General features: G+C 57.8%; 16 protein-coding genes and 2 rRNA genes. 3 read left to right on the top strand and 15 right to left on the bottom strand.

Annotation, left to right across the window (positions count from 1 at the left end):
- The first annotated feature begins 125 nt into the window (after window positions 1-125).
- A 5S ribosomal RNA gene (rrf, locus tag ACIPY9_RS04735) occupies window positions 126-241 on the top strand.
- 107 nt (window positions 242-348) lie between these two features.
- A 5S ribosomal RNA gene (gene rrf, locus ACIPY9_RS04730) occupies window positions 349-464 on the top strand.
- Window positions 465-524: 60 nt separating this feature from the next.
- On the opposite strand, the gene ACIPY9_RS04725 is transcribed toward rrf (ACIPY9_RS04730), so the two are convergent.
- The 13 genes from ACIPY9_RS04725 to ACIPY9_RS04665 all read right to left on the bottom strand — a co-directional run bounded on the left by ACIPY9_RS04725 (window position 525) and on the right by ACIPY9_RS04665 (window position 18,280).
- The gene (locus ACIPY9_RS04725) at window positions 525-2,966 is read right to left on the bottom strand and encodes a TonB-dependent siderophore receptor (protein WP_400697432.1); all 2,442 of its coding nucleotides are present in this window, start codon (window positions 2,964-2,966) and stop codon (window positions 525-527) included.
- 169 nt (window positions 2,967-3,135) lie between these two features.
- Window positions 3,136-4,125, bottom strand: coding sequence for a FecR domain-containing protein (locus ACIPY9_RS04720; protein WP_400697403.1), 990 nt, complete (start codon window positions 4,123-4,125; stop codon window positions 3,136-3,138).
- Complete coding sequence (locus ACIPY9_RS04715) at window positions 4,122-4,622, bottom strand: sigma-70 family RNA polymerase sigma factor (RefSeq protein WP_400697401.1); 501 nt, start codon at window positions 4,620-4,622, stop codon at window positions 4,122-4,124. Before ACIPY9_RS04715 ends, ACIPY9_RS04720 begins: the two co-directional genes overlap by 4 nt.
- Window positions 4,623-4,757: 135 nt before the next feature.
- Window positions 4,758-5,234 (bottom strand): SRPBCC family protein, encoded by a 477-nt coding sequence (locus tag ACIPY9_RS04710; RefSeq protein WP_400697399.1) that lies wholly within the window; start codon window positions 5,232-5,234, stop codon window positions 4,758-4,760.
- Window positions 5,235-5,265: 31 nt separating this feature from the next.
- Window positions 5,266-8,700 (bottom strand): non-ribosomal peptide synthetase, encoded by a 3,435-nt coding sequence (locus ACIPY9_RS04705; protein WP_400697396.1) that lies wholly within the window; start codon window positions 8,698-8,700, stop codon window positions 5,266-5,268.
- Window positions 8,697-9,644, bottom strand: coding sequence for a diiron oxygenase (locus ACIPY9_RS04700; RefSeq protein WP_400697394.1), 948 nt, complete (start codon window positions 9,642-9,644; stop codon window positions 8,697-8,699). The genes ACIPY9_RS04705 and ACIPY9_RS04700 overlap by 4 nt, the downstream gene beginning before the upstream one ends.
- 39 nt (window positions 9,645-9,683) lie before the next feature.
- The gene (locus ACIPY9_RS04695; RefSeq protein WP_400697391.1) at window positions 9,684-10,460 is read right to left on the bottom strand and encodes a DUF3050 domain-containing protein; all 777 of its coding nucleotides are present in this window, start codon (window positions 10,458-10,460) and stop codon (window positions 9,684-9,686) included.
- Window positions 10,461-11,266: 806 nt separating this feature from the next.
- Window positions 11,267-12,004, bottom strand: coding sequence for a GntR family transcriptional regulator (locus ACIPY9_RS04690; RefSeq protein WP_400697389.1), 738 nt, complete (start codon window positions 12,002-12,004; stop codon window positions 11,267-11,269).
- 271 nt (window positions 12,005-12,275) lie between these two features.
- Complete coding sequence (locus ACIPY9_RS04685) at window positions 12,276-13,283, bottom strand: aldo/keto reductase (protein ID WP_400697386.1); 1,008 nt, start codon at window positions 13,281-13,283, stop codon at window positions 12,276-12,278.
- 121 nt (window positions 13,284-13,404) lie between these two features.
- Window positions 13,405-15,873 carry a TonB-dependent siderophore receptor gene (locus ACIPY9_RS04680; protein WP_400697384.1) on the bottom strand — a complete coding sequence of 823 codons (2,469 nt, stop codon included), beginning with the start codon at window positions 15,871-15,873 and terminating at the stop codon, window positions 13,405-13,407.
- Between the two features lie 100 nt (window positions 15,874-15,973).
- The gene (locus ACIPY9_RS04675; RefSeq protein ID WP_400697381.1) at window positions 15,974-16,924 is read right to left on the bottom strand and encodes a FecR domain-containing protein; all 951 of its coding nucleotides are present in this window, start codon (window positions 16,922-16,924) and stop codon (window positions 15,974-15,976) included.
- Window positions 16,924-17,430 (bottom strand): sigma-70 family RNA polymerase sigma factor, encoded by a 507-nt coding sequence (locus ACIPY9_RS04670; RefSeq protein WP_400697379.1) that lies wholly within the window; start codon window positions 17,428-17,430, stop codon window positions 16,924-16,926. Before ACIPY9_RS04670 ends, ACIPY9_RS04675 begins: the two co-directional genes overlap by 1 nt.
- 160 nt (window positions 17,431-17,590) lie before the next feature.
- Window positions 17,591-18,280: an HAD-IA family hydrolase gene (locus ACIPY9_RS04665; protein ID WP_400697377.1), complete on the bottom strand. Its 690-nt coding sequence runs from the start codon at window positions 18,278-18,280 to the stop codon at window positions 17,591-17,593.
- Between the two features lie 313 nt (window positions 18,281-18,593).
- On the opposite strand from ACIPY9_RS04665, the gene ACIPY9_RS04660 reads away from it, so the two are divergent.
- A complete protein-coding gene (locus ACIPY9_RS04660; protein WP_400697375.1) occupies window positions 18,594-20,081 on the top strand; it encodes a YdgA family protein in 1,488 nt (495 codons plus the stop codon).
- Window positions 20,082-20,096: 15 nt separating this feature from the next.
- Here ACIPY9_RS04660 and cysC read toward each other — a convergent pair whose 3' ends face one another.
- Window positions 20,097-20,687, bottom strand: coding sequence for an adenylyl-sulfate kinase (gene cysC / locus ACIPY9_RS04655; RefSeq protein WP_400697373.1), 591 nt, complete (start codon window positions 20,685-20,687; stop codon window positions 20,097-20,099).
- On the bottom strand, window positions 20,680-21,375 hold the full coding sequence (locus ACIPY9_RS04650) for a sulfotransferase family 2 domain-containing protein (RefSeq protein ID WP_400697371.1): 696 nt from the start codon (window positions 21,373-21,375) through the stop codon (window positions 20,680-20,682). Before ACIPY9_RS04650 ends, cysC begins: the two co-directional genes overlap by 8 nt.
- Window positions 21,376-21,568 lie beyond the last annotated feature (193 nt).

Raw genomic sequence — 21,568 nt, 5'->3', positions numbered from 1 at the left:
CCCAAGCAATCTGCAGAGCGCAGGTTGATGGTGAGTGAAGACGACAGACGAAAGTTTGCGCACAAACCGATCACATACCCGATTCGCTGGGACGTGCTGCAAGGTACGCACTGGCTACAGAATTTCTTGACGACCATAGAGCATTGGAACCACCTGATCCCATCCCGAACTCAGCAGTGAAACGATGCATCGCCGATGGTAGTGTGGGGTTTCCCCATGTGAGAGTAGGTCATCGTCAAGATTCATTTGCGAAACCCCAACTGCGAAGGCAGTTGGGGTTTTGTCTTTAAGTAGAAGTCACCAGAATTCGCTGACACGTTACGCAGTAACGGATCGGCCACAGAATTTCTTGACGACCATAGAGCATTGGAACCACCTGATCCCATCCCGAACTCAGCAGTGAAACGATGCATCGCCGATGGTAGTGTGGGGTTTCCCCATGTGAGAGTAGGTCATCGTCAAGATTCAATTAAAAACCCCTGTCTGCTCGCGCAGACAGGGGTTTTGTCTTTCCAGGGTTCTAACTAGAACTGATAGCTGACCGTCGCACTGACATTCCGTTCTTCGCCCATGTAGCAGAAGCTCAGGCTTGCACAGGATGCAATGTAGGATTCGTTGGTCAGGTTATTGGCATTCACTCGTACATCGACACCCTTGAGCCCCACCTTGCCGAGATCGTACCCCACGGATGCATCCAGTAACGTATAGGCGGGTACCTTCATGGTGTTCTCTGCATCTGCCCAGCTATAGCCGACATACCGCACACCACCTCCCAGACGAAGTCCATCGAGAGCACCGCTATTGAAGGCGTAGTCCCCCCAGATCGATGCCATATGTTTGGGGGCCTGGGTGGGTGAGTTGCCCTTGTTCTCAATGATGTTGCTGGCTGTGCTCAATGTGCTGATCATCGATTTTGAATATTCAATATCGGTCAGCGTATAACTGCCGAGCACCTTGAAGTTATCGGTCAGTTGCACGTGTGCCTCAAGCTCCAGCCCCTGAGAGCGTACAGCTCCAACCGGACGATAGAAGTTCTCCTGCGGCAGTTTGGACGCCAGATTTTCTTGATCGATACGGAATACCGAGGCAGTGAACAAGTTGTCCGTTCCGGGTGGCTGATACTTGATACCGGCTTCCCACTGAGTGCCATCTGTAGGTGCCAGCGGGTTGCCGCTGCTGTCAGAGTACGAGTTAGGGTTAAACGACTCGGAATAACTCAGGTAAGGCGCAAGCCCGTTATCGAAAAGGTAAAGCACACCGGCCCGGCTTGTCAGTTTGGTGCGCTTGTCACTGATTTCGGTCCCGGCCGGACGCCCGGTCTCAGCCAGTCGATTTTCGTCGGAGGTTTCGACCCAGTCCTGGCGTACGCCAAGAGAGAAGCGCCACTTGTCCAGCTCGATCAGATCCTGGGCATAAAGGCCTGTCTGCTCCAGACGCCGCAGATAGCTGGTCGGACTGTAATAAGTGATTGCGGAGTTGCCATACACCGGGTTGAAGGCATTCAACGAAGCAAGTTGCCCGCTGGTCCAGTCAACGACGGTCTTGCGCCGTTGATAGTCCACACCCAGTAGCGTCGTATGCTTGGCGGAACCGGTGAAAAACTCGGCCTGCAACATGTTGTCGACGATGAAAGAGTGCAGGCGCTCATCGCCGCCGGAGTAATAACGGTTCAGTTCATTGCTGGTCGCGCTGGTCCAGCCGTAGGCATAAACCTGATCCAGTTTCACTTTGGAATCCAGATAGCGGAAGTTCTGCCGTGCGGTGAAGACATCGTTGAAGCGATGTTCAAACTGATAACCAAAGGACTGCTGATCGCGACTGTAGCCATCCACACCTCGCTCGCCATCAAAGAAGTCCGTCGAGATGCGTTGCCCGTTGCGCTGGTGAAGCGCGCCATCGGCAGGAACACCGCCGTGATAGCCGCCTTCGGGATCGTGCTGCAGATAGGCCTGCAATGTCAGTGACGTGTCTTCGCTGAAGTCGATGCTGACCGTCGGTGCCAATGCATAGCGCTTCTCTTCCACATGATCGAACTGGGTGTCGGATCTATCAGTCAGCCCTGTCAGGCGATAAGCAATGCGCTTGTCCTCATCCACGGGGCCACTGAAGTCGAAAGCCAGGCCACGCTGCCCTTGTGTCCCGACAGTGGCCTGAATCTGGTGATAAGGCTCATACAGCGGCTTCTTGCTGGTCAACGCCACCAGACCGCCCGGTGAGCTGCGTCCATAGAGCACTGATGACGGGCCTTTGAGGATATCGACCCGCTCAAGGAAATACGGATCGACCTGCATGGTGCTGTAGGTCCCGCTGTCACCCATGGACTTGAGACCGTCCAGGTAAATGTTATCCACAGAGCCATCGTTGAAACCACGCATCGCGACATAGTCGTATCGATGAGTCGCCCCATAAGGATTGGTCAGTACGCCCGGTGTATAACGCATGGCCTGTGAAACCGTCTGTGACCCCTGATCCTCCATCTGCTGGCGGGTCACTACCGAAACCGATTGCGAGGTTTCAAGCAGGGATGTGCTGGTCTTGGTCGCGATCTGGCTGTGTGTGGCGTTATAGCCATCCATGCTGCCCAAGGCATTGCCCAGTGCGAAGCCGCGGATATCGGTACTGGGCAGCGACAGGGCCGCCTCTTCTGCGGGACGCAGCACATAGCTGCTGCCATCCTGAGAAACCGCCTGCAAACCGCTGTTGCCCAGCAGAATCGTCAAGGCCTGTTCTATGGAGTAACGGCCTTGCAGCCCCGGTGAGCGAGCACCAGCGGTCTGTGCCGGTGTCGCGGACAATGTAATGCCTGCCTGTCGTGCAAACTGATTCAACGCTTCCCCCAGCGGAGCGGCCGCAATGCTGTAGTCACGAACAGCGCTGCCCGTCGATGGCGGTTCCTGAGCCTGTACCTGAAGCGGCAGGAGGGCGGCACCCAGGGTCATGGAAATCAAGGCGGCACGAACCGCCATGCCGAGGGTTGAAATGCCTTTTGCATCAGGGCGGACATAGCCGTCAGGATCAGGGTGAGAATGCGATATGCCTTGAAGCCGGGTCATGGGGACAGTTCCGTCATGTCGATTAAGAGGGAGGGGTACTGATCTCCAAGCCGGACGACCGAGCGAAACCCGCCAAAAATAATCAGGCCTGGCGTTGCAGCGATACCCACCAGCGCGTGCGGTAACTGAGTTTTACCGGGAGCGTCTGGGGTAGAACCGCCAGCAGCTTGTCGGTGTCTTCCAGCCGGAACACACCGGAAAGACGCAGATCCGCAATGTCGTCCGCACACCCCAGATAACCTCGTCGATAGCGTCCGACCTCGGCCAGAAAATCTCCCAGGCGCATATCTTTCGTCACAATCAGGCCTTCGGCCCATGCGGCAGCGTCCATATCCAGAGCCTGTAGCAGGGCGACATGTTGAGGAGTGATCGAATAATGCTCACCGGCTTTCACCTGGACAGGCGGGGAGACAGGTGAGCGGATCACCAGACTGCCTTCCATGACGCTGATGCGGGTTTTTGCCTGCTCCTGACGCACGACGAAGCGACCGCCAATGCTTTCAAACAGCCCATGGCGACCCTGAACCCGCAACGGCCTGGGTGCAGGGCTTTGTGAGTCGGCCCCACAGGCCACAAGGATTTCCCCACGCATCAGGGTGATCAGGCGTTGCTGTGCCGTGAAGTGCTGATCCACTGCGCTGTCAGTGTTCAGTTGCAGGCGTGTTCCGTCCTGCAACTGATAGCTGTGGCGCTGGCCCACGTGGGTTGCAAAGTCGGCCTGCCATTGTTCCCAGGGCACGGTTTCTCGCGAGACCCAGGCCGCCGAGCCCAACACCGCCACGCCGGAGAGCAGTTTCAGTGCTCGTCTGCGCCCGAGCCGTTGTGCGCTGTTTTCCAGCGCCTCAAAAGCCGCACCCGATCCGGGCAACGCCTGGAAACTATGGCTCAACTCGCTGCTCAATGCCTGAATCCGCTGCCAGGCACACTCATGGTCGGGGTGCTCGGTGCGCCACTGTTCACATTGCCTGTACAGGCGGGGATCGGCCGAGGCACTGTTCAGGCGCATTGACCACTGAATCGCCTGTTTCACGACCTGTGGTGAAGGCTGATGGCGGGATGGGCTCAGGCTCATGCGTCGTAACGCAGCAGGTAGCAGTGATACAGCGCATCGGCAATGTAGCGCTCCACTGAGCGCAGCGACACACCCATATGCTCGGCAATGCGCTTGTGCGGCATACCTTCGCATTGAGCCAGCAGAAACGCTTGCCTGACTTTGGGCTTCAGGCCATCGAGCATGCTGGCGATGCTTTCCAGCAACTCGAAAACCAGCTCGCGGGACTCCGGTGACGGTGCTTCGTGGGCGGGTAAATGAGCGATCGCCTCCAGGTAGGCCCGCTCGAGTTCTTCACGACGCCAGTGATCGATCACCAGGCCTTTGGCAACCGTGCGCAAGAAGGCCCGAGGTGCTTTGAGTTCAAACAGTTCGCGGCGATTGAGCAGCCGTACAAATGTGTCCTGCGCAAGGTCGGCGGCATCGGCGGCATTGCCCAGTTTGCTGCGCAGCCATGCATGGAGCCAGCCATGGTGATCGGTGTAGAGCGTGTGCATGACCGAGTGATGAGAAGGCATTGAGGCGCGCCATCCCAGCGCTATGTAAATGATAATAAATCGCATTGTGTGAAAGCCTTCGTCAATTTGCAACCGCGCAAACGACAAAACCCGCCCAGGCCTTTGGCGCTGAGCGGGTGGCGGCAGTGCTGGGTCTCAGGCAAACAGGCCGCGTACGTTGCTCATGGCACTGTCAGCGAAGCCTTGAAGGAATTCCTGAAACGCTGGCAGAGCTTCAGGCCCGCCTTGATCCGGCTCGGCAATGATGGTCCAGGTCGCGACACAGTCATTGTCGCCCGTGGGCTGCACGGTCATTGCTGCCCAGAGATTGCCGACCGGCAGGCTGGTGTAGATCAGTGTCCAGGTCATGGTGCGGGTGTGGTTGTCGTGGGAGTTCAGTTGCTCGATGGCCACGTTGCCATCCTTGAACAGTTTCCTGCGTACCGAGCGCACGCCTTTACCGGTGACTTCGGTGCTTTCCAGTGCCGGGATGAAGGCTTGGAAACCGCCAAAGTTACCGACGATGGCCCATACGCTATTGGCATCGCCCGGAACTTCCACGCTCGATACGACTTTGCACAGTTCAGGGTTCTTGATCAGGGTGTCGGGTTTCAGGGTGTTGATTGCGTTCATGGCGTTCTCCGTTTTTTCGTGTCGGTGTGGTTCAGATAAAGTGGATTTCTTTCAGGTAGTCGCACCCCTTGCGCAGCAGCGCCGGGGTTTTCTGCGGGTATTGCTCGCCCATGTGGCGGATGCCGGCCAGCGCGTTCTGGTACTCGATCATCGAGATGTCGCCGATGTCTTCCTCAAAGCCGTCCAGGTAAAAACCCAGCACGCCGAACAGCGCGTTCTGGCTGTCGACCCGGCTGAGCTGGGTCTGCCAGTGCGCCACGCTGACCATCTCGAATTCGCGTCCGGCTTCGCGGAAGGCATCGACATAACTGTTCCAGCTCAAGGGCTCGGGGTTATGCAGGTTGAAAACCGCTCGACTGGCCTGGTAGCGGCTGGCATGGAAGCCGATGAAACGCGCCAGGAAGTCCACGGGCATCAGGTCGAAATTGATGGCGAACTCCGGCACCTGGCCCAATTGCAGCGAGCCCTTGAGCATCAGCATCAAGCGGTTCTTCTGGGGCTGGCACACGCCTGTGACGCTGTTGAAGGCGATGTTGCCGGGGCGATAGATATTCACCCAGACGCCTTGCTCCCTGGCCCGTTGCAGGACCCGCTCGGCAACCCATTTGGACAGGTTGTAACCGTTCTTGATGTAAATCGGCGGTGTGGCGGCCGCGGGTTGTTCCAGCACGCTGCCTGCCGCATTGACGGCGCTTGAGGCGGACAGTGTGGAAACGAAGTTGAAGATCTTCTTGCTACGCCCCTCGCACAGTCGCAGGCATTCAAAGACCGGCTCAACGTTGTCGCGGATAAGCGTTTCGTAGTCCTGAACGTGGTTTACGTTGGCCGCGTTATGCACCAGCGCACCAAAGTCCCGGTCCAGGCGCTCATACACGTCATTGCTCAACCCCAGCTGTGGCTGTGTGACGTCGGCGGCATAGATCGTCACCCGGCTCAGGTCCAGATGCTCCAGCCGGTTCTCCCGCAGTGACTGAATGAAGCGTTCCCGTGCGCTTTGCCCTGCACTTTCGCGTACCAGGCATGCCACCTCGCTTGCACCCCAGGCCAGCAGGGCTTCGACGATATGCACGCCGAGGAAACCGTTGGCGCCGGTCACGATGATCTTGTGCACATCCCCCAGCCTGCTGATGGGCAGAACAGGTATGTCCAGCTCGGCATTGGCATCCAGCAAGGCTTGCGGGCTGATGGTGTAAGTCGATGCACCTTCGCTGGCGATCAGGCTGGCCAGGGTCAGAACGGTAGGGGCTTCGATGAAGCGGTTGATCGGAATGCTGCGTCCGAAGCGTTCGCGGATCCCCAGCAACATGCGCGACAGCAGGATCGAGTGGCCCCCGAGATTGAAGAAGCTTTCGTCGGTGGAAATATCCCCGACAGGCAACTCCAGCAGTTCGGCCCACAGTTCGAGCAGCCTCTGCTCCTGTTCGGTTTCCGGCAGGCGTCGGGTGAGTTGCCCGGTAAAGCTCACCGGTATTTCCAGCAGCGCCTTGCGGTCGATCTTGCCGTTACTGGCAAATGGCATGTTCGCCAGCACCGTATAGGCAGCCGGGTGCATGTAGTCGGGTAGCAGGCGTTGCACATGGGCTTTCAAGGCAGACAGTGCGGCTTCGTCGGCCTCATGCGGCTGGGCAAGAAACGCCAGAATGTGCCGTTGCTCATCCACCACCACGGCAATCTGCCGATACAACTGACTGCTGCGCAGGCAATGCTCGATTTCTTCCGGCTCGACCCGGAATCCACGGATCTTCACCTGATTGTCGCGCCGCCCGGCCAGCTCGATACCTTGCGCCGTCCATTTGCCGATATCGCCGGTTCGATAGGCGCGCAACGACTGCCCGTCTGGTAATGCCAGTTGTACATAGCGTTCGGCGGTCAGTTCGGGATTACGCAGGTAACCCAGGCAGACGCCCGGCCCCACGATGTACAGCTCGCCCTGGGTCTGCTCTTCCACGGGTTGTAACTGCTCGTCGAGGATCCAGACCTGACTGTTGGCAATCGGTCGGCCCAGATTGCGGTTGCTGCTGCCGGGCTGGAACTGCCCGGCCGTGACCAGCACCGTGGCTTCGGTCGGACCATAGAGATTATGAAAACGGCACTGCCGGGTCAGGTGCTCGATAACGTAAGGCTCGCAGACATCGCCGCCGGTCATCACATGCTCAAGGCCCAGTGGTTCATCCAGCGGCAGAATGCTCAGCAAGGCGGGCGGCAGGAAGGCATGGCTGATTCTGCGTTTCAGCAGAGCGACCAGTTGTAGAGGATCCCGCCGCTGATCTTCATCGGGGACCACCAGCTCTGCGCCGCTGAGCCAGGTGGGGAAAATGTCGATCACTGACGAGTCGAAACTCAGCGTCGAAAACTGCAACACCCGACTCTGCCCGGACAGGTTCACATACTCGGCATACCAGGCCGTAAAGTGGCTGAGGTTGTGCTGGCTGAGCAGCACACCTTTCGGATGGCCTGTCGTGCCCGATGTATAGAGCGCCATGCACGGCGAGTCGCTGTTGATGTTTCTGTGAGCACAAGGCTGATCGCCTGCGTCGGCCTGGATCGAATCGATGTCCAGCGCGGGAAACCCCGCCTTGGCCAACGGATGTGAACCGTCATGCAGCAACAGCACCGCGCCCGAGTTTTCCAGAATGTATTGCTGGCGTTGAACGGGCTGGCTCGGGTCCAGGGGGAGATAGATGGCACCACTGCGGAGAATCGCCAGAATACCTGCGTACAGGGCCGCAGACTTGGGCAGGCAAATGCCAATGACGACAGGCGCGGGGGCCTCGATCAGCGGCAACAGATGACGCTGGATCGCAACACTCTGAGCGTGTAATTCCCGATAGCTGAAGGTCCGATCGGCAAACGACAGGGCGGAGCGCTCGGCGAAGGCCTGAAAACTGTGTTCCAGCCGCTCGGTCAGTGGTGTCTGTGCCCGTGTCAGCAAGTGCTCTTGAGCGGTCTGATTCAGACGATGCCTGAACAGCAGACGGTCTATCGCGTGCAGGCTTTCCTGCGATTCACACTGGGCCGGTTCGACGGTGCCGAGCGTGGCGAAATAGCGCTCGTCTCTGGACAGGCGACTGATCAGCAGGGCGGCCTTGTCGACGAAGGCTGCGATGGTTTCATCGCGCAACACGCGACCGTTGCCGGATGCCTGATCGGGCAACCATTCACGAACGATCAGGTGCTGGGTCGTGGCTGAACCATGCCAGCACAGCAGCTCCAGACGAGGCAGGGCCTCAGGCGCGTGTGGCATCACCCCGACGCGCAGGCTCAAATGATCGGAGGGCGCGAATGCCCTGAGCTGTGCGTCGCTCAGCACCAGCGTGCCGTCCTCGATCAGGACCGACGCCTTGCCAGCGACACTCTCATGCGGATCGCTCAGGTGATGGACCGTATGCCCGTGTGCCAGCAATTCGGTGTGCAGTTCGCTCAGGGTCAGGCTATGACCGATGAGCACGATCTCCAGGCGCTTCATTGCAGCATGCCCTGGGTGGGCAGGTAATCGGCCAGCGCACGTTGCACGCAAGGTGCTTCGAGCATTGAGCTGGTCTTGAAGAAGCGCACGATATTGCCGATCAGTGGGTGGTGACGGTTGATCGGAAAGCTCATGGCCATGGTTTCGGCCTTGAGTGCCTGCTTGACCGAGGCTTCGACTTGCAGGTGATCGATCAGGATGAAATCGAAGCCATGCTGAATGTCATTGGTCAAATATTGAGCAATGAACACCGGCATGATGCGGGCGATGCACTCGCGGTCTTCTTCCGGCGCGGTGTGCCAGTAGATACGCACCAGCCGCGCCCAGAAGCCGGAATGACGACCTTCGTCCAGCAGGTGATCGGCCATCAGCCCCTTGACCGACTGTTTGACCGAGTCGTCCTTGGCAAAGGCGGCCACATCATTGGTGACGGTGTTTTCCGCGATGGCGACGCAGATCAGTTCCACGGCGCTACGCAGGTGTTCCGGTGCCAGGGCCAGCGCAGCAGGAATCGCCCGGCTCAGCTCGATTTCATGAGGCAGTTCGATGGGGGCGATACCGGTGAGGGCGATGGTCTGCTGCATGAAGTCCATGGCCACCAGTGCGTGGTAATCCTCATCGACCACCACCGTCATCGCGTCGTAACGGCAGGCGAAAGGGAAGCGGATGGCGAAGTTGTCCTTGGCGATGCTACGGGCGGTCTTGTCGACGATTTCCGTCTCGAAGATCACGACATCGTTGATGAACTTGTACAGGCTCTGTACCAGTGCGTAGTCACGCAGGTGAGGGCACTCGCGGGTAAAGGTCTCGCTCAGCACCAAGGGCTGACGGCTGAGCGGGTAGATCAGTTTTTCATCGTTCTCGACGATGCGGCGCGGGCGAGTGCGAATGGTGGCGCGGCCTTCCCAGGCATCAATGAACGACGTGTAGTCTTCTGCTTTCATGATGGCTTCCTTGTAGAGGGTGAGGGGCTTGCGATGGGCTCAGGCGCTGGCTTGCATCAGGGGTTCGCGCATGCTCAGGCGCAGGGTGTCCCACAGCTCGACCCGGCTATCCACGGCGGCAATGGCGGCCTGATAGACCTCCCGCTCGCGTTGCTCGTCGCCATTGACCAGTCGGGCCAGCAATTGCTCGGCAGCCGGGCCGTGGTCCTCCGAGTCGACTTCGATATGGCGTTCCAGGTAGTAACGAAAGGTCGGGGCCTGATCGACGGTGATGCCCCATTCGTCGAGGATGCTCTGGAACATCATCGGGATGACGCTTTCGCGGCCATGCAGAAAAGCGGCTGCCACGCTGTGGGCGGGGGCATGCAGGGCCGTATTCAATGTGTGGGTCACGAACACCGAGGCGGCCTGACCCGCGTTGACCCGCTGCAAGGCTGTGGCGTAATGCACACCCTGCTTCTGCAGCTCGACGAAGCGTTCTATCTGTACGGTGCTGGCGCCAATCTCTCGCATGGCATCCAGGTACAACTCAAAGTGGCTGTAATGACCGTGATCCAGCTTGTCGTCGGACTCTTCCCCCAGGACGATTTCATTGATCAGCCTGGCCGCCGATGCATCCCGAGGTGGCAACCATGGAAGTTGCGTGCAGGTCAGTTCCTGTTGCAGACGCTTGGTCAAGGACATGAAATCCCAGACGGCGAATACATGGGTTTCCATAAAGCGTTTAAGCACGTCCAGCGAGTTGATTTCAGCAAAGATGGGGTGTTGGCTAAGTTCAACTTTTTTACGGTCCAGTAGTGTTTTCTGACAAAGCATGGCGATATCCCGGTCGTCGTAATAACAAGTGTGGGCTGTGACGTCATGAATGAGTAACAGCCGTCGTGTTTGCAACTAAGCGCTGCTGGGGTTCGATGAACAGGCGATACAAGGCCTGTTAAAGGGAACGCCCTCTAACGGTGAATGTTATTGAGTTCGCTGCAAGGTCCTTTGCGGAGCCATGTAGCCTGTGTGTACAGCCTGTCTGGGGATGACCTGATGTTCTTGTGATTCGGCCTTTAGTGTGGGCTGCGAAGAAAAGTTAAAGCACTTTTCAGGATGTGTGCAATTACTTTTTTACATTATTTTATAGGTGGTTTTTTCAAGTATGAGAGGGGCTATATAAAACTTTTGGTTTGAGTTTTATAGGGGTGTAAGCAACCCTTTCGGCTAATTAAAGCCAAAATTACTTATAATGAACGAATGCCTCGTTCAGCGTTGCTGTGATGCCGAACAATTAACGTTTGGTCTTTTCGGTGGGCGCGACTGGAAATAACTTTCCCTGTCGGGTTGCCCTCGCAAGAACTCCTTTCCCAATACGTTCAAATGAACGGGGGCACTGCCCTGCATCAAAGGGGCAGTACAAGCATGACCAGGGCACAACCCTCCGGCTGGATGGCACCGCAGTCACGACCGAGTTTGCCCTATTCCTGAGACAGGCCAACCGGATGGTTCAGGAAAACAGGCATAAAAACGCCACACGCAAACGGATGCCTCGCGGCGCAGGCAAGGAAGCACAAGGGGAAGTGAGGGAGGTATGCCGCTATGGGCACGGGTGACAGGCTGCAATCAGCCGTGAAGCGGATTCAGGCAATGCTTTTCTTGCGTTGGCGAACCGGTTTCTCTTCCGCAGCCTTCTTGTTGTTCAGGTATTGAGTGATGGCTTTGACACCCCGGTTGAGGTGGTTCTGCAGAGCGGCCACAACCTGCTCGACGGCTTTTTCCTCGGCCAGACGCAGCAATTCCCAGTGGTCGTCCTGGGACAGTTTGCCGAGGCCCATGGACGAAAGGTTGAAGCGCAGGAAGCGTTCTTCTTCGTTCAGGCCTTCTTCTACCATGCGCATCAGGCGTTTGTTGGGGGTCTTGGCGTACAGCGACATATGGAACAAGCGGTTGAGCGTGCCCATTTTCGAGTAGTCGGTTTCAACTTCCAGCAACTCGATATAGCCCCGTGCGGTGGCCAGATCGTCGGCATCCAGTAGCGGGATGGACAAACGCAGGGCTTCGGATTCCAGCAGGATACGCAGGCCGTAGGCGTCCACGGCATCTTCGGTGATCAAGGGGGCGACGACAGCGCCTTTGTGGGTTTCGACACGCAGCAGAGACTGGGCTTCAAGCTGGCGCAAGGCTTCACGTACCGGCATGCGGCTGACGCCAAACAAGGTGGCCAGTTCCTGCTGGCGTAAGGCAGTACCGCTTGGCAGGCTGCCATCCAGAATGGCGTTGCGCAGCTTTTCTTCGATCACGGCTCTGGCAAGGTGTGGCGCTGGTTGTTCGTTTCCCAGGACCGAGCACAAAAAGGCTTCTCTATCAGTCTTGCGCATCGCCATACTTCTTCATCAACCTGGCTGGTTAGAATTATTGGATTGCCAACAGATTAGCCAAGACTTGCGCGGAAGTCTTGAAGGCCGTGGCGTTATGGGGTCCGGGACGGGCGAAGTTCATGTTCAAGGCCCGTCAGTCATCGGATCGTGGCGTATTTTAACGCCCCTGACAGCAAGATGTTGAATGAGCATTTATATACACGAAGGGCGTCAGATCGGTTTGTCATCGCGAGCAGGGCCGCGATGACAACCGTTGATAACCCATTGCCATTCAGCGAGTCAGCCGCCCTGAAACGAAGTGCTGTACATCATTGAAGCCTGCCGTGGAGGCATGCCCCGGTGTCACCAGTGAGTCGATGAAGGTTTCGTCTTCAGCCGTGATCTTCACATCCAGAGCCTTGATGTAATGATTCCACTGCTGTTCGGTACGTGGACCGACGATCGCCGATGTCACCGCTTTATTGTTCAGCACCCAGGCAATGGCGAACTCGACAAGGCCGACGCCTTTGTCCTGCACATACTCCTGAAGACGCTGGGCAATGCGAAGCGATTCTACCCGCCATTCCGTTTCCAGAAGGCGCTTGTCCTGACGTCCTGCGCGGCTGTCGCTGGCGGGCGTGATGTCCGGTGCGTACTTGCCACTGAGCACGCCCCGCGCCAGCGGGCTGTAAGGCACGACTCCCAACCCATGAAACGCGGCAGCCGTGATCTGCTCGATCTCGGCCTGACGGTTGACGATGTTGTACAACGGCTGGCTGATGACCGGCTTGTCCACACCCAGACGCTGGGCGACATTGACGATTTCCGCGATGCGCCAGCCGCGATAGTTCGACAGGCCCCAGTAACGGATCTTGCCCTGGCGGATCAGGTCGCCAATGGCTGATACCGTGACCTCCAGCGGCGTGTCGTGATCTTCTTTGTGCAGGTAATAGATATCCAGGTAGTCGGTATCCAGCCTGCGCAGGCTGTTTTCGATGGCATTGAAAATGTGTTTGCGATTCAGGCCGGCCCGGTTCGGGAGGCCATCGTTCGGGCCAATGGCGACCTTGGTGGCCAGCACCCATTCGCTGCGCCGTGCCGCAATGGCTTCTCCGACGATTTCTTCGGAACGCCCGCCGTTGTAGACGTCGGCAGTGTCGATGAAATTCACACCCTGATCCCACGCCTTGTCGATGATGCGCAGGGATTCTTCGGTGTCGGTCTGTTCGCCGAACATCATGGAACCGAGCGTCAGCGTGGAAACTTTCAGGCCTGACTGGCCAAGCGTTCTGTAAATCATGCTCAACATCCTCCTTGTCATCGAAAGCGGGATCAGGAGGGCATACTGGCTTGTTTACGGGGGCGTTGGGAAGGCCAAAATGATGAAGAATGCCCACACGCCGGTGTGGGCATGTGGGGCATCAGAAGTCGACGGTGGCCGAGACCTTCAAGGTTCTGGGTGTTCCTTGGGTCAGGTAGTTGTTCGAGGTCGAGGCCGATGCCCAGTAGGCTTTATTGGCCACGTTTTCCAGATTGGCGCGCAAGGTAATGTCCCGCTCTTCCAGCTTGAATCGATAGCGCGCTCCGAGATCGACCCGTGTCCACGCCGGAATGCTCAAGGTGTTGGCGCTGTTTACATATTGGTCGCCGGTGCGCAGCAGTCGCGCATTGAGCGCCGCGCCATGGATACCGGGAACATCCCAGTCCGCGCCCAGGTTGAACTGATAGCGCGGTACGCCGGCCGCCTGGTTGCCATCGGTCAGCCCACCTGCCGTTTTCTTCAGTTCGGTGTCCATCCAGGCAGCTCCGGCCAGCAGGCGCAGCCCTTCCAGCGGTTCGCCAAACAGGTTCAGTTCGACACCTTTATTCAACTGCTCGCCATCGACCCTGAATGTGCCGAGGGTGGAACCTGCATTCGGGTAGGTTGCGCTGTTGGGTTGCTCGATGCGATAGACACCCAGGGTTGCACCGAAGCTGTCCCAGTCCAGCTTGACCCCGGCTTCGGTCTGCTTGCTGCGTTTGGGCGGGAAGACCTCGTTGATATTGGTCACCCCCGAGCTGGGGGCCGTAGGCCCTTGCGCCAGGCCTTCGATCCGGTTGGCATAGAACGAAACATGTTCCCACGGCTTGAGTACAACCCCATAGATGGGGGTGGTGATGGACTCGTCATAGTTGGCGGTCCGGGCTCCCGATGCCGTATTCCAGGCGTCGACTTCGATCGATTGGCGACGCACACCGACCGTCAGCAGGAGACGGTCATCGACGAACCCCAGCGTGTCGGACACTGCTGCGCTTTTCATGCGGTTCTTGCCGACAATACGCGGATCGCTGAGGTCGCTGCCGAAGTACGTGGCCGGTGGTGTGGGGCGGTCAACCTGCACGGGGTTATACAGGTTGCTGTTGAAACGGCTGGCGACGTAAAGCGCTTCGTACGCCGAGCGCTGTTCCCCCCAGACGCCCGACACCCCGATATTGACCTGATGGCTGACAGGGCCGGTGTCGAAATGACCGTTGAGCCCACCCATGGCGCTCTTGTTGTCCTCGTCATGGGGTGGATACAGAAAGCCGCCTCGCGCAGTGCCATTGGCATCGCTGACATAGAGCGAGGAGTAAACCCCGTTCTCGCGGGTGTGCTTGGCACCCACACCGGCATAAGCGGTCCAGTGGTCGTTCAGGTCGTACTCGCCGTTGAGCATGCCGTAAGTGTCTTCAAGCTCCGACCAGGTCCAGTCCTGCGCATAGTTATGTTTGGCCGAAGGCGCTTTCGGAACACTCGTACCGGTGGGGTAAACCACGGCGCGTCCTTGATTGATACGCTCTTTCTGATAACCCAGGTCGGCCGAAAGGCGCAGACGTTCGCCCCGATAATCCAGGGCAATGGCGATCAGCGCAGAACGCTGGGATTCATCGTCGATGGCGGTATCGCCTTCGTGCTGCGCCAGGTTGACCCGGACACCGAACTGTTTGTCTTCACCAAAGCGTTGACCCAGGTCCAGATGACCGCCGACCTGACTGTCACTGGTGTAATCCAGCGTGGCGCTGCGTGTCGGTGTGTCCTGCGCTCGTTTGGGAACCAGATTGACGCTGCCGCCAATGCCGCTTCCCTGTGGAGAAATACCGTTCAGAAAGGCATTGGGCCCCTTGAACAGCTCGACGCGCTCCAGGGCTTCGGTCGTGATGATCTGACGAGGCAGAATGCCGTACAGGCCGTTGAAGGCAATATCGTCGGTTTGCAGAGGCAGGCCACGAATGGTGAAAACCTGAGAGAAGTTGCCGAAGCCTGCCGACTGGCGCACCGAGGCGTCATTGAGCAAGACGTCGCCTACGGTCCGGGCCTGTTTATCCTTGATGACCTCCGCCGTGTAGCTCGTCACGCTGAAGGGCACGTCCTTGATTTCCCGGTTGCCGAGCATGCCCAGACGCGCGCTGCGTGCGACCTGGCCGCCTTCATAAGTGTCGGCCGCACGATTCGCTTCACCGCTGACGGTGGTTGCACCCAGTTCCACGGCACTGCCCGTTTCGATCACGGGTGCCAGGGTGTAGCCATGGTTACCGGTGCTCAGCAGCGTATAGCCACTGCCTGCCAGCAACTGCTGGAAACCGGCCTGAACGCTGTAGCTGCCCTGCAAGCCGGCGCTTTGGCGATTGCTCAGCAGTGAAGGATCGAACGACAGCGGAACACTTGTAAGAGCGGCGAACTGTGCCAGTACCTGATTCAAGGGGCCGGGAGCAATGGCAAAGACCCGGACGGCAGCGCTGTCGGCTGTTTCGGCGGCTGACGCAGGCTGGACCGACGTCAGGGTCGCCAATGCAATGGCCATGCTCAGCGCTGCGAAACGAACGCGCGCCGTACGGTGTCTGGAAGAGGGCTGAAGCGGCCTGAGAGTCATTCGGCATTCCTGTCGGCGCAGAGAAAAGTGAGGATTCATCTGCTTACCGAACGACACGCAAAAAGGTATCAGTGAAATTGAATAAAGTTTTGATCCGGTTTTAGCGTGGCTCGATGGCAACCCAGTAGCGTGTCAGGCTGCTGACCGTAACCGGCAGAGAGTCATGCAGCAGGCGCAGGCTGGCATCGGTATCGCGCAACGGAAAGGCGCCGGACACACGCAGGTTCGCCACGGCGGGATGACAACGCAGCACGCCGGAACGATAGCGTCCCAGTTCGTCGATCAGGTCCGCCAGACGCATGTCCCGGGCCAGCAGCATGCCGTTTTCCCAGGTCAGGGCCGCGGCATCCAGAGACGTGACCGGCATGACGGTAGAAGCACTGAATGCACTTTGCTCGCCTGCTTGTATCAACAGGCTCTGGCCGGTGTTCGGTTGCATCCGGACCGAGCCTTCCTGCACGGCGACCAGACTGCGTTCTCCGTCGATACGCACACTGAACCGCGTACCCAGTGCCTGAGCGGTACCGTGCTCGGTCTGGACGAAAAAAGGGCGCGCAGAATCCTTCGCGGTGGTGATCAATATTTCGCCTGTCAGCAGTTGCAGGCGCCTTTCCTCAGGGCCAAATGCAATGTTCAGGGAGCTGGCGGTGTTGAGCAGCACGCGGGTGCCATCGGGCAGTGTCAGGCTTTTCTGTTCACCGACGGCCGTATGCTGATCGGCTGTCCATTGCCGTAATGACGTGTGTTGCCATGCCATCCAGGCCGACGGCCCGGCCAGCAACAACAGGCCAAGGCGAGTGAGGGCCTGGCGTCGACCGATGCCCTTGTTGTGGTTCACACGCTTGAACGTTTCGGTGGCAATCGCCCCCGGCAGGTTCCGGAAATCTCCCAGAATCGCTTCTGCCCGTTGCCAGGCCTGTGCGTGTTGAGGGCTGCGGTTGCGCCAGTTCTGGACGGCGCGATGGTCTTCTTCGGTTGCAACGCCCGATTGCAACTGAACCATCCAGTCGGCAGCCTCGCCCAGGATCTGCGGGTCGATCTGCTGGCTCATCAGGCCACACTCAGGCAGGCAATGAAGGCTTCGCGCATGTAGCGCTTGACGCTGATCAGCGAGACATTGAGTTCAGTGGCGATCTGCGCATAGGTCAGCCCGTCGATCTGCGACATCAGGAAAGCCTGGCGTGTTCTCTCCGGCAGGTCGCGGAGCATGGATTCGACCCGGTAGAGTGTTTCCAGAATCAGCAAGCGGGTTTCCGGGGACGGGACTTCCGGTTCCGGCAAATGAGCGATGGTTTCCAGATAAGCCCGCTCGACATCCTGTCGCCGCCAGCGATCGATGACCAGCCCTTTGGCGATATGGGTCAGCAAGGCCCGGGGCTCGCTGCCCGGATTGCGCAGTGACTGGCGCGTGAGCAGGCGCATGAAGGTGTCGTGAGCCAGATCCGCGGCATCGCTGCTGTTGCCCAGTCTGCGACCAAGCCAACCCTGCAGCCAGCCGTGATGCTCGCAATAGAGTGTGTGGATATCCTGATGGTGCGAACTATCGACTGACGACATAGAAACCACAGAAGCCTCCAGCCGTCCTTGCTGGATGTAATCAAGAATTGATCGCATTCTAGCGTCGTGTGAAGACGGGTGGCAATTCGGTTCTATCCGCTACGGATATTCGGTCCAGCAGGCTCCGCACGACGATGGCATTCGTGCAGAGCCCTTGTCCCTAGGCCTTCTTCGGCAGGCCCCAGGCCTCGAGCGGGAAGTCTTCCAGTGAGGCCAGCAGCAGATCCGCATGCTCATACTGCTCGGTCGGCATGTGCGAGTCGGGTACCGCGACGGCATACATGCCAGCGGCCTTGGCGGCGGTGACGCCGAATGGCGAGTCCTCGAACACCAGACAGTCTTCGGGCGAGACTCCCAGGCGTCGAGCGGCAACCAGGAAAATGTCCGGGGCTGGCTTGGCGGCTCCGACCTCGGGATCGTCGGCGGTCACAACCGTCTCGAACAGCTCGAACCAGGCCCGATGCAAGGTGGTCTTGGCCTGGAAGTAATGCACCGAAGAGCTGGTGCCGACCGCAATGGGAATATTGTTCGCCGCCAGGTGCCGTACCAGCGCTTCAGCGCCAGGCATTGCCGGGGCGCGAGGAAAGCGCTCATCGAGCATGGGCTCACGGATTTCCAGAAACTCGTCCACGGACAGCGGCAGTTCCAGTGCCTGGATCACGTAGCTCGAAAAGTCACGGGCACCACGGCCAATCGTGTGTTGTTTGACTGACCAGTCGAAGGTCTTCCCGTAGCGGCTGGCAATCAGATGGGTGACTTCGGTGTACACCCCTTCAGTGTCCAGCAACAGGCCATCCATATCGAAAATAACGGCCTTGATCGGGCCTCGCTCACCTTGCTGTGCAGTCATGTCTTCATATCCCGTTTTCAAGTTCGAGGTCAGCCTAACGTTTACAGCAGGATCATGACTACCCATGTGTCGAACAGCGGACTACAACGAAGTACGGGTAGACCTGTCTAACCCGTCTCGATAAGTCCGTATTGGACTACGGAGCGGGCTGACAACTCTGTATGGGCTGTCACGGGCGGGTAATGATAATCTCTCGGCACTTTTGGGCCGTGCTGCAAGCTGCGCCAACTCGCGATTCAACGTGCGGGGCCGAGGCTCATCCTGGGCGCAGGGAAGGTTTTTTCAATCATTGGAACGGACATCTTCAGTCTCTATGAACAAATCAGCAGGTATCGCGATCGGCGTCATTGCCGTTGCAGGTGTATTGGCAACTGCAGGGGCCTGGTACACCGGCAATCAACTGGAAGGCGTGCTCAACGAGTCGATCCGCAAGGCGAATCAGGAGCTTCAGGAGTCTCTCGCCGGCACTGACAATGGGCTTACCCTTGAGCTGGTTTCGCTGGATCGCCACTTTTTCAGCAGCACGGCGCATTACCGTGTCGAGATCCAGAACAAGGAGTACATCCGCGACGGCCAGAAAGCCGAGTTTCTATTCGTCGACAATATCGAGCACGGGCCGATTCCGCTGTCGCGCCTGAAAAGCCTGAAGCTCATACCGGTCATGGCCTTGAGCAATTTCGAGATGGAGAAGAATGCATCGTCGGAGAAATGGTTCGCCATGAACGGCGATACGTCTCCACTCAAGGGACAGGCCAGTATCGGTTATGACCGTTCCACCCGTGGCTGGATGAAAATGGCCCCGTGGGAAATGGTCGATGTGGACGGTCAGTTCAAGTTCTCCGGCGTCGACATGACGGCTGAAGTTTCTGCCGATGCCAGGAAGCTCAACCTCACGGGCAAAGTGGATAACCTGCAACTCAATGTGACCTCGAAAGAAGGTCCGGTGAGCATCGGGCTCAAAGGCCTGACTTTCGATACCGGAGGCACCAAGGGTCAGTCCGGCCTGTATCTGGGCCACAGCAATCTGAAAATCGATACCCTCGGCTTCCAGTTGATAGGCAGAGAACCCCTGCTCATCAAGAACTTCGTCAACACCAACCTCGCACAGGAAGAGGGCGGTAATCTGGCGGCGCAGTTCAACTACGACATGGGCATGATTTCCTACAGCGACAAGGATATCGGTTCTGCGCACCTGGGTTTCAAACTCTCCAGCTTCGATGCGGCGTCTACTCAGACCCTGTATCAGTTCTATCAGGAGCAGGTGGTGCCTCAACAACAGGCCGCCGTGCAGGAAAAACGCTCTTTCCGGTTGCAGCTCAGCCCTGCCGAAGAACAGCGGATCAAAGGCGCATTGACGACATTCCTGGCGGGGAAACCCCATCTTGAGCTGGAAAAACTCTCCCTCAAGACAGCCAATGGCGAGAGCCATATGAATATCGCCGTGGACCTGACCGATCCCGGTTCCCTTCAGCAGCCGGGCAGCGATACGTTTATCAAAACCATCGCGCAGCTAAAGGCGCAGGTGCTTTTGTCCAAGCCGATGATCAGCGACATCGCGACTCTGCAAGCCGGTCTTGAAGGCCAGACCGACACCCAGGCCATTGCCAATCAGGCGTCTGCAGCCAGCGACATGCTCAGTGCCATGGCCGAAATGCTGCAACTGGCCAAGGTTGAAGGCAACGACATCGTCTCCAACCTGCATTACGCCAATGGCATGGTCGACTTCAACGGCCAGAAAATGACCCTGCAACAGTTCATGATAAACATCATGGGCAAGGTCGGGGCGTTGAGCCAGAAGTAAGCGCCTGTTGCCCGGTTATTGCGTGATACGGCGCAATAGCCCGGCAATGAAGGTACCGGTATCGTCCTGGCTGGTATCGATGACGAATTCGGGCTGCAAGGGGACTTCATAGGGGCTGTCGATGCCTGTGAAGTTGGAAATCCGACCTTCCCTGACCGCGCGATAAAGGCCTTTGGCATCGCGACGGGAGCACTCCGTGAGCGGGGTGCTGACATGGACCTCTATGAAGGCTCCGGCCGCAAGCGTGTGGCGGAGAGCATCCCGGTCTGCCCGAAAGGGCGATATGGCCGACACGATGACAATCAACCCTGCGTCGACCATCAACCTGGCGACTTCGGAAATTCTGCGCACGTTCTCGTGACGATCCGCATCGCTCATCCCCAGATCCCGGCAAAGCCCTTGCCGTACCTGATCGCCATCGAGCAGGTAGGTGTGGAACCCCTCGGTGTGCAGCGCCTGTTCCAGCTCATTGGCCAGTGTGGACTTGCCTGCGCCGGATAGCCCTGTCAGCCAGACGCAGCATGCGTGTTGATACTTCATCGCTTCGCGAAGGCCTTGATTCACGACCAGGGTCGGTGCGACGAGGAGGGGAGCGGGATTATTCATAGGAGAACAACTCATAGTCACGGGCATACACATCGCGGATCTTGCGGCGCGATGCGGCAGAGCAAGCCTGGCTGTCCGGATTTTTGGAGCGCAAGGAGCGGTTGATGTGTTGCAAATCGGTTTTGACATGCAGATGAAGGCACAGTGTGCGGAAATCGGCAGCAAGGTTTTCCTGGCGACCGATGAAATCCACATCGATGCTGCCCATGGCGTTCTGCAGGAAGTAATACTGCGGTGCAAAGTGTATTTGTCGGGTGATGTTTTCCGGCGACAGCCAGTTGTCCACGAAGGCATCGAAAGTGGGGTATTTGGTCACCAGTGAGTGGGCTGTCTTGTCTCGACTTTCCATGGAGCGTTGCAAGTAGTTATAGGCCGACAAGGCACGTTGTAACGGGTCTCTGACGAACCCGAACTTGAAGTAGTTGAGGTAGCGTTCATTAAACAGCTTTTCATACCAGTACAGTGGCATATGCCCCGTTGGTGTGCCCCCAAACAGTGCGTGAGCCACACTGCTACCTGCGCACTTGGGCACATGGATGAACAGGCATTCCAGCTTGTCGAACGCCTGGGGAAACTGATTCTTGCCAGACAGCGTTTTGTTGACGACTTGTCGATCAATGACCGGAAGACGCTCAAGTAACAACTCACGCTGAGTCTTTGGAATTAACTTCCAGAGGAGGCGATTCATGGAGGGGCCTGTAACGATAGTGTTGACTGCTTATATCGTATAGGCATAACACGCATTAAAGGGCGAAATTTTCGTTTAATTTACGTTGTGCAACTAAACGTTGTGGAGTTGTATCTTTTATGTAATGGGTTTGTTACGCGATAACATGAAGTCAGACAGGTTTCCGACTTTATAGAAACCTGTCTGCCATCGG

The organism is Pseudomonas sp. NPDC089734 (assembly GCF_044748865.1).
Taxonomy (GTDB): Bacteria; Pseudomonadota; Gammaproteobacteria; order Pseudomonadales; family Pseudomonadaceae; genus Aquipseudomonas.
Note: the sequence above shows the minus strand (reverse complement) of the source record. Positions and strands in the feature narration are given on the sequence as shown.